We start from the raw sequence: 9,873 nt of genomic DNA, 5'->3' as shown, positions 1-9,873 counted from the left end.
CGAAGAGGTTGGCGATGCCGGCGTGCTGGAGGACGGTGGCGCAGTTGCGGCTGCTGGAGACGACGGCCGTCTTGAGGCCGGCCTCGCGGACCTCGCGCACCCAGGCGACGGAGCCGGGGAACGCCTCGACGCCGGAGCGTTCGAGCTCCTCCTCGACGAGGAGCTGCTTGCGGTTGCCGAGGCCCCACCAGGAGTCCTCCTCGGGCGGGGAGCCGGGTCCGCCGGGCGGCAGGACGATGGCGCGGGACCGGAGGAAGTCGCGGACGCCTTCCTCGCGAGTCTTGCCGTCGACGTGGGCGGCGTAGTCGACGCGGTCGTCGAAGCGGGGGGTGTGCGTGCCGTGCTCGCGGTCCCACCCGTCGAGGAAGTCGTCGAACGCGCGCTTCCAGGCGGCGGCGTGGACCGTGCGGGTGGTCGTGAGGACGCCGTCGAGGTCGAAGAGGACCGCGTCGAAGTCCTGCAGGGCGACGGGCGACGGCATCGGGGACCTCCGGCGACGAGGCCGTCCGCCTCGTCGGCGGCACGTCCTTGACCTCGACTGTCCCGATCCTTGGGGTGTTCGGGCGCGTCGGCAACCGCGACGGCGGGTGACCTGCGGTGTCGCGCCCTGTCCGGTCCACAACGTGTCGGAAATGTAGCCTGGCGGGCTACGATGACGACATGACACCTCGCCAGCGCCCGCGGATCGCGACGCGACCGCTGCGCGCCGTGACGCCGGCGGACCTGACGGACGCGTACACCAACCCGAGGGCGGTCCTGGCGCAGAAGGCGCGCCGCGGTGAGGTGCACAAGGTCGCGCACGGCGTGTACGTCGCGGTGCCGGACGACGCGTACGACCCGCACCGGTGGCGTCCCGCGCTCGAGGCGGCAGCGGCGGCGGTCGCGACGACGGCCTACGCGCAGCGGCCGGTGGCGGTCGGGCTGACCGCGGCGCGGTTGCTGCGGGCGCTGCCGCGCGCGCACGCCCGGGCCACGTACGCGGTGCCGGCACGTCACGCCGACGTGCGGCTCGTGGACCGGCCCCACGGGGTCGTGGGCTTCGTCCGCCGTGACGTGGGCGCGCTGGCGACGACGACCGTGCGGACGGAGCTCGGGGACGTGCTGGTCACGACGCCCGAGCAGACGGTGCTCGACCTGGCGCTCAACCGCGCGAAGGCCGACCCGGGCGCGGCGCTGGAGGCGATCACCAACCTCGCGCCACGCGTCGACTGGGCGGTCGTCGAGGACCTCGCGCGCGCGCAGCGCGGCGGCCCGACCGCTCTGGCGAGGCTGCGACGCCTCGTGCCGGACGCGACGGCCGCATGAGGCTCGACCCGGGCGAGCTGTACGACGTCGCCGACGCGTTCGGCGTCGACCTCGACCAGGTGCGGCGCGACCACGTCATCTCGCACGTGCTGGCGTCGATCGCGCGCCGCGAGCGCGACCGCTTCGTGTTCTACGGCGGGACCGCGCTGAGCCGGACATGGACGCCGGACGCGCGGTTGAGCGAGGACGTCGATCTGCTGGTGCGCGGGTCGCGGGCGGAGGCGGGCCGGGCGCTGGCGGCCGCGCTGGCGGCGGACCTGGGTCCGCACGTGCCGTCGCTCTCCTGGTCGAAGCCGCCGGGGGAGGCGCGCGACGCGGAGGCCGTCTTCCTCCTCGTGGGGGACGACGTGACGATCAAGTTCCAGCTCGCGAGCGTGTCGGGGCGGCCGGCGTGGCCGACGGAGCCGGTCGAGGTGGTGCAGCGGTACGGCGACGCGCCGCCGGCGCGGCTGCACGTCCCGACGCGCGCGGCGGCGGCGGCGATGAAGCTCGCGGCATGGTCGGACCGGCGGGCGGCGCGGGACCTGTACGACCTGTGGGAGCTGCAGCGCCGAGGGCTGGTCGACGCGGCCGCGGTGCACGCGTGGACGCACTTCGGGCCGTCGTCGCGGCCGCCGGGGGCGTGGATCTTCGCGTCGGTGCCGAGCGAGCGGGACTGGCGGGACCAGCTCGGTCACCAGACACGGCTCGACGTGACCGCGCGGGACGCGGCGCGGGCCGTCGAGGACGCCTGGACCCGCGCGGCGGGGGGCTGAGCGCCCGCACCGACGGGCAGTCCTGACCCGGTCCGGGACGCGGGTGTGGCGCACGTCACGTCACGAACGTCAGGGCTGCGCGGTCGACCTACCGAGAGCGATCGGAGGTCGTGATGCGACGGATCCTGGTGGTGGGCGGCGGTTACGCGGGCTTCTACGCGGCGTGGCGGCTGGAGAAGCGGCTGCGGCGGGGGGAGGCGGAGGTCACGCTCGTCGACCCGCGCGGCTTCATGACGTACCAGCCGTTCCTCCCGGAGGTCGCGGCGGGGTCGGTCGAGGCGCGGCACGTCGCGGTGTCGCTGCGTGCGCACCTGCGCCGGACGCGGCTCGTGACGGGGCACGTGACGGCGGTCGACCACGCGCACCGGACCGCGACGGTCCGGACGGTCGACGGGCGTGAGCGCGACCTGGCGTACGACGTGCTGGTCGTCACCGCGGGTGCCGTCACGCGGACGTTCCCGGTGCCGGGCCTGAGCGACGAGGGGATCGGCCTCAAGCACGTCGAGGAGGCTGTCGCGGTGCGGGACCGGGTGCTCACGGGGTTCGACGCAGCGGCGAACCTGCCGCCGGGGGCGGAGCGGGCGGCGCACCTGACGGTGACCGTGGTGGGCGGCGGCTTCACGGGTGTCGAGGTGTTCGGCGAGCTCCTGGCGCTGTCGGCGGACCTGCTGCGCCGTTACCCGGAGATCGACGCGGGCGAGCTGCGGTTCCACCTCGTCGAGGCGCGCGACCGGATCCTGCCGGAGGTGACGGACGGTCCGGGCCGCTGGGTGGTGCGCCACCTGACGCGGCGCGGTGGCCTGGTGCACCTCGGTGCGCAGGTGCTGTCCGCGACGGACGGGCACGTCGTGCTGTCGACGGGCGAGGAGTGGGACACCGGGCTGCTCGTGTGGACGGCCGGGAACGCCTCGCACCCCGTCGTCGCGAACCACACGGACCTGCCGGTCGACGGACGCGGGCTCGTCGTGGTGCGGAGCGACCTGCGGGTCGGCACCGAGGACGCGCCCGTCCCGGACGCGTGGGCGGCGGGCGACAACGCCGCCGTCCCTGACCTCGCGTCGGACGTGCCGGGCGCGCTGACCGTCCCGAACGCGCAGCACGCGGTCCGGCAGGGTCGCCTGCTCGCCGACAACGTGCTGGCCGAGCTGCGCGGTGGTCGCGTCCGGAGGTACCGGCACGCGAGCCTCGGCGTCGTCGCGACCCTGGGCCGCCACCACGGGGTGTTCCAGTACCGGCGCCTCGTCCTCACGGGGTGGCTCGCGTGGGCCGTGCACCGGGCGTACCACGTGCTCGCCGTCCCGACGTGGGAGCGCAAGGTCCGCGTCGCGCTGCTGTGGGCGTCGGCCGCGCTGTTCGGGCGCGACGTCGTGCCCCTGCCCGCGGTGGGCCGGCCGCGTGCCGCGTTCGTCGCGGGCGGCGACCCGGACGTCCTGGTCCCGCTGCGGCCGCCGGCGGACGGACGGTCGCGGCCCGCCCTCGTCACCTCGTCACCCGCGCGGCAGCCGTCGTCGGGTCCCGCCTTCGTCGCACCACCGACCGCACCACCCACCGCACCACTCACCGCACCACCCACCGCAGCACCCACCCACAGGAGGTCAGCATGAAGATCGTCGTCATCGGCGGCACCGGCCGGATCGGCGCCCAGGTCGTCGAGCAGCTCCGCGAGCGCGGTCACGACGCCGTGCCCGCGGCACCGAGCACGGGCGTCGACACCCTGACGGGCGCCGGCGTCGCGGAGGCCCTCGCGGGGGCGCACACGGTCGTCGACGTGTCGAACTCGCCGTCGTTCGCACCCGACGACGTGCTCGCGTTCTTCACGACGTCGACGCGCACGCTGCTCGCGGCCGAGGAGGCCGCGGGCGTGCGGCACCACGTGGTGCTGTCGATCGTCGGCGCGGACCGCGCGCCCGACAGCGGGTACCTGCGGGCGAAGGTCGCGCAGGAGCAGCTCGTCACGGCTTCGCCGATCCCGTTCACGATCCTGCGGGCGACGCAGTTCTTCGAGTTCCTCGCCGCGATCGCGGACGGCGCGACGCAGGACGGCGTGGTCCGCGCGACCACGGGAGCGATCCAGCCGGTCGCGGCGCGCGACGTGGTCACGGCCGTCGTGGACGTCACGCTCGCCGAGCCCGTCGGCGGGATCGTCGAGCTCGCCGGCCCGGAGCGGTTCCGCATGGACGAGCTGCTGCGCGCCGAGCTCGCCGCCGCCGGCGACCCGCGCGAGGTCGTGGCGGACCCGGAGGCGCGCTACTTCGGCACCCTCCTCGACGCCACGACGATCGTGCCGCTCGGTGACGGCGCGCGGATCGGCGCCACGACGCTCGCCGCGTGGAAGGCCGCGCAGGGGGTGGCCCGCTGACCGCCGGGGGTCCCGGCCCTAGGGTGAGTCTCGTGCCGCACGACACCGCGCACCCGGAGCCGGGACCCCCGTCCGTCGCGGACGACGACGTCACGGACTTCCTCGACGTCAGGCCGCAGCTGTTCGGCATCGCCTACCGCATGCTCGGCTCGGTCGAGGAGGCCGAGGACGTCGTGCAGGACGCGTGGATCCGCTGGCAGAACACCGACCGGCGCGGCGTGCAGAACCCCGCCGCGTTCCTCACGACGACCACGACGCGGCTCGCGATCAACGCGGCGACGTCCGCGCGCGCCCGCCGCGAGACGTACGTGGGGCCGTGGCTGCCCGAGCCGGTCGACACGAGCGCGGACCCGCTGCTCGGCGCCGTGCGGGCCGAGGCCCTCGACGCCGCGGTGCTCGTGCTGCTCGAGCGGCTCACGCCGACCGAGCGGGCCGCGTACGTGCTGCGCGAGGCGTTCGACTACTCCTACCGGCGGGTCGGGGAGGTGCTCGACGTGACCGAGGCGCACGCGCGGCAGCTCGTCCGGCGGGCGCGCACCGCGCTCGGCTCCGGTCGTCGCGCCCCGGCCGACCCGGCGCGGCGGCGAGAGCTCGTGACCGCGTTCCTCGCGGCCGCACGCGCCGGCAGCGTCGCCGACCTCGAACGCCTCCTCGCCGACGACGTCCACGCGCGCTCCGACGGCGGCGGGGTCGTGCATGCGGCGAAGGTCGAGATCGTGGGTCACGACCGCGTCGTCACGCTCCTCGACAACGTGATGCGCAAGTACTGGAGCGACGTGCTCTTCTCGGAGGTCGAGGTCAACGGCGGGACGGGCGTGCTCGTGCACCGCGCCGACGGCGAGGTCGGCGCGCTCGTCCTGCTCGAGACGTCCGACCGGGGGATCGAGCAGCTCATGCTCGTCCTCAACCCTGAGAAGCTGAGCCGGCACGGGCGGACCGCCGACGTCACCGCGTGAGCGCGGCGTCTCCCGCACGGCGGTCGGGCGACGGCGCGCGGGTTAGCGTGCAGGGATGGTCCCCGCGCAGCCGCCCGTGCCACACCCGACCGACCCGACCGACTCGTCGGTCCGGACCGCACGTCAGGTCGCCGACCGCTGGGTCGACACGCTCGCCGACCTCGACCCGTCGGTCGGCACCGCGCTCGGGACCCGGCCTGACGACCGGCGCATGCCCGACCTGTCGCCGGCGGGCGCACGCGAGCGCGCCGAGGCCGCCCGCGCGGTGCTCACCGAGCTCGACGGCGCGCCGGTTCTCGACGACGACGACCGCCGCTGCGCGACGCTCCTGCGCGAACGCCTCACCGCACGCCTCGCCGAGCACGACACCGGCGAGGACCTCGCCGCGCTGCGGCCGATCGCGTCGCCCGTGCAGACCCTCCAGTCGATCTTCCTGCTCATGCCCACGGCCACCGAGCACGACTGGCACGTCGTCGCGGGTCGGCTGGCGCAGGTCCCCGACGCCGCGGACGGGTTCCGCGCGACGCTCGAGGAAGGGCTGCGTCGGGGTGTGCGGAGCGCACCCCGCCAGGCGGACGCCGTGGTCGGGCAGCTCGGCGAGTGGATCGCGGCGGCCGACGGCCGGGGCTGGCACGCGGGGTTCGCCGACCGGGCCGACGCGGTCGGCGTGCCGACGTCGCTGCGTGGCGAGCTCGACGGGGCCGCGCAGGCCGCCGCCGCGGCCGTGGACCGGTTGCGCCGGTGGATCGCCGACGAGTACCGCCCGGCGGTCGACGACGTGCCCGACGCGGTGGGTCGCGAGCGCTACCTGCTGTCCGCGCGTCTGCACACGGGTGCGGACCTGGACCCGCAGGAGGCGTACGCGTGGGGCTGGGAGGAGCTCGCGCGCATCGAGGCGGACATGGCCGAGGAGGCGGACCGCGTGCTGCCCGGGGCAGGCCCGCAGGAGGCGCTCGCGCACCTCGACGAGCACGGCGAGGCCGTCGAGGGCGTCGAGGAGGTGCGGGCGTGGCTGCAGCGCATGATGGACGACGCGATCGCGGAGCTCGACGGCACGGTCGTGGACGTCGCCGACCCGGTGCGACGCGTCGAGGCGATGATCGCGCCGCCCGGTGCCGCCGCCGCGCCGTACTACACGCGCCCGTCGCTGGACTTCTCGCGTCCGGGACGCACGTGGCTCCCGACGCTGGGTCGTGACCGGTTCCCGACGTGGGACCTCATCAGCACCTGGTACCACGAGGGCGTGCCCGGGCATCACCTGCAGCTCGGCCAGTGGGCGTACCGGGCGGGGGACCTGTCGGTGTTCCAGACGTCGGTCGGGTCGGTGCCCGCGACGACGGAAGGCTGGGCGCTGTACGCGGAGCGGCTCATGGACGAGCTCGGGCACCTGCGCACGCCCGGTGCGCGGCTCGGGTACCTGGACGGGCAGCGGATGCGCGCGGTCCGGGTGGTCGTCGACATCGGCATGCACCTCGGGCTCGCGGTCCCGGGGTCGCACGTGTTCCACCCGGGCGAGCGGTGGACGGCCGGCCTCGGCGAGGAGTTCTTCCGGCAGCGCAGCGGGTCGCCGGCCGCGTTCGTGCACAGCGAGATCGAGCGCTACCTCGGGTGGCCGGGTCAGGCGATCAGCTACAAGCTCGGCGAGCGTGCGTGGCTGTCGGGGCGTCGGCGCGCGCGCGAGCGGCGGGCGGCGGCGGGGGAGACGTTCGACCTGCGCGCCTGGCACACGGCCGCGCTCGGGCTGGGGTCGCTCGGCCTCGACGACCTCGAACGCGAGCTCGCGGCGCTGTGAGCACCACGTCACGCCCCGGCACGTCGTCGCCCGTGCACCTCATGCTGCGGCTCGGTCTGCCGCGCGACCCGCTCGCGACGCGCAACCTCGGCACGTTCCTCGTCGTCACCGCTCTCACGGTGCTCGTCACGCGCGCCCTGCTGGCCGCGTCCGGGTACCCGCAGCTCGGCGGCGGCGGGCTGCACGTCGCGCACGTCCTGTGGGGCGGGCTGCTCATGGCGCTCGCCTTCGTGCTGCTGCTGTCGTTCATGGGGCCGGTGCTGCGGCCGTTCGGGGCGATCGTCGGCGGGATCGGGTTCGGGCTGTTCGTCGACGAGGTCGGCAAGTTCGTCACGTCCGACAACGACTACTTCTACGAGCCGACCGCCGCGATCATCTACGCCACGGTCGTCGCGCTCGGGCTCGTCGCCGAGGCGCTGCACGGGCGCCGTGCGCTCGACCCGCGCGAGGCGCTGGCCGGTGCGGTCGACGACGCGGTCGCGGGAGTCGTCGGCGGGTTCACGGGACACGCCCGCGCGCGGGCCGAGTCCCGTCTCGAGGCGGCCGGGGAGGTCGCCGGGGCGAAGGAGACGCGGGCTCTGCTGCGGTCCGTGGTCGAGGACCACGAGGAGCTGCCCGACGTCGTCGAGGCCGTCTCGCGCGGTGCCGTGCGCGTCCTGCACCTGCTGGTCCGGGCCCGCTTCGTGCCGCTGCTCGCGGTCGTCCTGCTCGTGGCGACCGCGACCGTGTCCGTCATGCGCGGCCTGCTCGCGTGGGGCGACCTCGGCGGGCTGTGGTGGGTCGCCGCGGGGGCGGTCGTCAGCGGGCTCGTGGGTGCCGCGTTCGCCGTCGTCGGGCTGCTGCAGGTGCGGCACGACGCCGTCGAGGGCTACCGCTGGTTCCGTCGTGCCGTCCTCGTGAGTCTGCTCGTCACGCAGTTCTTCCTGTTCCGGCTGTCCGAGTGGGACGCGAGCTGGGGGCTGCTCGTCGACCTGGTCGTGCTCGGCGTCGTCAGCGCGGAGCTCGAGGTGCTGCGCCGCAACCGCGAGCGGTCGGGACGGACGGACGCCGCCGCCTGACGACCCGAGCGCGGACGGCCCGGGCTGCCGACGGCACGTATCCCTCGTCGTCGACGTCCCTCCTCTCCTGACAGACGCGTCGCCGCGCGCCCTCGAGGAGGAGGTGGGTCATGGAGCTCGTCATCGGCGTCATCGTCGTCGTCGGGATCATCCTGCTGATCGGCCGGCTGGCGGACCGGATCGAGAACCGTTCGTTCGTCGGCTGGCTCGTGCTCTACCTCGTCGGCGGTGGTCTCACCATCATGCTGTTCGCCGGCGCGCGGTCCGTCGGCCCTTGAGGGGGTCAGCGGACGCGCAGGACCTGGCCCAGCCGCTCACGGCGGCGCGTCGAGGACTCGACGGCGACGACGACGAGGACGGTGAGCGCGAGCAGCGCGACCGGCGCCGCCGCCCACCACGCGGGCGCGACGGCGGGATCGTCCGCCTGGCCGGTGACCAGCCGCAGCGCGAGGGGTCCCACGAGCACGCCGACCAGGAGGACGCCGAGCGCGACGCCCCCGACAGCGCCCACGAGGGTCGGCGGGAGCAGCTCGCCCGCCGCGACGCGCGCGGCGGCCCGCCCGCGCAGCCCGAGCACCCGTGCGCTGGCCAGCGAACGAGCCCGACCGGGTGCCGACGCGGCCGCGTCGAGCACGACGACCGTCGCCGCGAGCGCCGCGCACACCAGCGCGACGAAGACGACCAGGCCGACGAGCCCGCTGGTCAGCGGGTCGGACCGCCGGTCGGCGAGCCACTGCGCACGGGACAGGTCGCGAGCCCCGACGGTCGCCGCGGCGGTGTGCGCCGCCGCCGGGGCGCCGGGTCCGACGGCCCACACGGTGTTGCCGTCCGCGACGCCTCGGTCGGCGCCGGCGGGCCGTGCGCCGCTGCGGTTCTCGCGCGCGTCCGCGAGGGCCTCGGCGACCGCGGTGAGTGCGGCGCGGTCGACGACGACCGTCGGCACGCCGGCCTCGGCCTGCGGGGCGGGCAGCGCGGGGGTCTCGCCGACCGGCTGCAGGTCGATCGTCACGTCGCCCCAGCGCAGGGCGGCGTCGGCGTCGAGCAGGGACGCCGTGACGAGCGCGGGGAGCGCCCGCACCCCCGTCCCGGCTCGTGCGGCGTCGGACGCGTCGGCGAGTGCCCCGAGCTGGGGTGCCGGGCCCGTCGGGGTGCGTGCGAGCAGGTCGGCGTAGGGGAGCGGGTCAACCGCGAGGACCCGCACGGTGCCGACCCGGGGGACGCCGAAGAGCTGCGTGTCGTCCTGGACGCGAGCGACGGCGACCGCGTCGACACCGTCGGCGCGGGCCAGCGACTCGGCGACCTGCTCGACCGAGGTGTCCGGTGACGTCGTGCGGACGACGACGTCGGCACCGACCGCGTCCCACGCGCCGTCCTCCTGCCCGGCGCGGGCGGTCCCGGCGAGCGCGGCGCACAGCGCGACGAGGGTCGTGAGCACGACGAGCGCGACGAACGGCATGACCGCACCCGTGGTTCGTGCGCGGGCCATCGCGAGCAGGGGGCCGGCCTTGCGGGACCGTCGTGCGGCGCCGAGCGCCGCGCCGACGAGCGGCGGGACGCCGCGCCAGAGCAGCAGCGCACCGGTCACCGCGACAAGGACGGGTGCCGCGGCGAGCAGCAGGTCGGCCGCGCCGGACAGGGACGCCGCGCC

10 protein-coding genes are annotated in these 9,873 nt (G+C 75.8%); 8 read left to right on the top strand and 2 right to left on the bottom strand.

The window, feature by feature from the left end; translation table 11 throughout:
• Positions 1-481: HAD family hydrolase (locus CTKZ_RS10695; RefSeq protein ID WP_160142881.1), on the bottom strand; the 481-nt coding region annotated here is incomplete at its 3' end.
• Positions 482-660: 179 nt separating this feature from the next.
• On the opposite strand from CTKZ_RS10695, the gene CTKZ_RS10690 reads away from it, so the two are divergent.
• The 8 genes from CTKZ_RS10690 to CTKZ_RS21550 all read left to right on the top strand — a co-directional run bounded on the left by CTKZ_RS10690 (position 661) and on the right by CTKZ_RS21550 (position 8,503).
• On the top strand, positions 661-1,305 hold the full coding sequence (locus CTKZ_RS10690) for a type IV toxin-antitoxin system AbiEi family antitoxin (protein WP_124342934.1): 645 nt from the start codon (positions 661-663) through the stop codon (positions 1,303-1,305).
• The gene (locus tag CTKZ_RS10685; RefSeq protein ID WP_124342933.1) at positions 1,302-2,060 is read left to right on the top strand and encodes a nucleotidyl transferase AbiEii/AbiGii toxin family protein; all 759 of its coding nucleotides are present in this window, start codon (positions 1,302-1,304) and stop codon (positions 2,058-2,060) included. The genes CTKZ_RS10690 and CTKZ_RS10685 overlap by 4 nt, the downstream gene beginning before the upstream one ends.
• 113 nt (positions 2,061-2,173) lie before the next feature.
• Positions 2,174-3,664 (top strand): NAD(P)/FAD-dependent oxidoreductase, encoded by a 1,491-nt coding sequence (locus CTKZ_RS10680; RefSeq protein WP_124342932.1) that lies wholly within the window; start codon positions 2,174-2,176, stop codon positions 3,662-3,664.
• Positions 3,661-4,419 carry an SDR family oxidoreductase gene (locus CTKZ_RS10675; protein ID WP_124342931.1) on the top strand — a complete coding sequence of 253 codons (759 nt, stop codon included), beginning with the start codon at positions 3,661-3,663 and terminating at the stop codon, positions 4,417-4,419. The genes CTKZ_RS10680 and CTKZ_RS10675 overlap by 4 nt, the downstream gene beginning before the upstream one ends.
• Positions 4,420-4,451: 32 nt before the next feature.
• Positions 4,452-5,375 (top strand): RNA polymerase sigma factor SigJ, encoded by a 924-nt coding sequence (sigJ, locus tag CTKZ_RS10670; RefSeq protein WP_124342930.1) that lies wholly within the window; start codon positions 4,452-4,454, stop codon positions 5,373-5,375.
• A 55-nt stretch (positions 5,376-5,430) separates the two neighbouring features.
• Positions 5,431-7,167, top strand: coding sequence for a DUF885 domain-containing protein (locus CTKZ_RS10665; protein ID WP_124342929.1), 1,737 nt, complete (start codon positions 5,431-5,433; stop codon positions 7,165-7,167).
• Positions 7,164-8,225, top strand: a complete 1,062-nt coding sequence (locus CTKZ_RS10660; RefSeq protein ID WP_235843441.1) for a hypothetical protein — start codon at positions 7,164-7,166, stop codon at positions 8,223-8,225. The genes CTKZ_RS10665 and CTKZ_RS10660 overlap by 4 nt, the downstream gene beginning before the upstream one ends.
• Before the next feature lie 110 nt (positions 8,226-8,335).
• On the top strand, positions 8,336-8,503 hold the full coding sequence (locus CTKZ_RS21550; protein ID WP_160142880.1) for a hypothetical protein: 168 nt from the start codon (positions 8,336-8,338) through the stop codon (positions 8,501-8,503).
• Positions 8,504-8,508: 5 nt separating this feature from the next.
• On the opposite strand, the gene CTKZ_RS21545 is transcribed toward CTKZ_RS21550, so the two are convergent.
• Positions 8,509-9,873, bottom strand: a 1,365-nt coding sequence (locus CTKZ_RS21545; RefSeq protein ID WP_371852359.1) for an FtsX-like permease family protein, incomplete at its 5' end; no start/stop codon positions are given.

The sequence above is a fragment of the Cellulomonas algicola genome, from assembly GCF_003851725.1.
Lineage (GTDB): Bacteria > Actinomycetota > Actinomycetes > Actinomycetales > Cellulomonadaceae > Cellulomonas > Cellulomonas algicola.
The sequence above is the reverse complement of the archived record's forward strand: the minus strand, read 5'-3'. Positions and strand labels throughout refer to the sequence as shown.

What these genes read in the sequence shown, in the direction of transcription:
- CTKZ_RS10690 (WP_124342934.1), top strand. Translation starts at nt 661, where the DNA reads ATGACACCTCGCCAGCGCCCGCGGATCGCGACGCGACCGCTGCGCGCC.
- CTKZ_RS10685 (WP_124342933.1), top strand. Translation starts at nt 1,302, where the DNA reads ATGAGGCTCGACCCGGGCGAGCTGTACGACGTCGCCGACGCGTTCGGC.
- CTKZ_RS10680 (WP_124342932.1), top strand. Translation starts at nt 2,174, where the DNA reads ATGCGACGGATCCTGGTGGTGGGCGGCGGTTACGCGGGCTTCTACGCG.
- CTKZ_RS10675 (WP_124342931.1), top strand. Translation starts at nt 3,661, where the DNA reads ATGAAGATCGTCGTCATCGGCGGCACCGGCCGGATCGGCGCCCAGGTC.
- CTKZ_RS10665 (WP_124342929.1), top strand. Translation starts at nt 5,431, where the DNA reads ATGGTCCCCGCGCAGCCGCCCGTGCCACACCCGACCGACCCGACCGAC.
- CTKZ_RS21550 (WP_160142880.1), top strand. Translation starts at nt 8,336, where the DNA reads ATGGAGCTCGTCATCGGCGTCATCGTCGTCGTCGGGATCATCCTGCTG.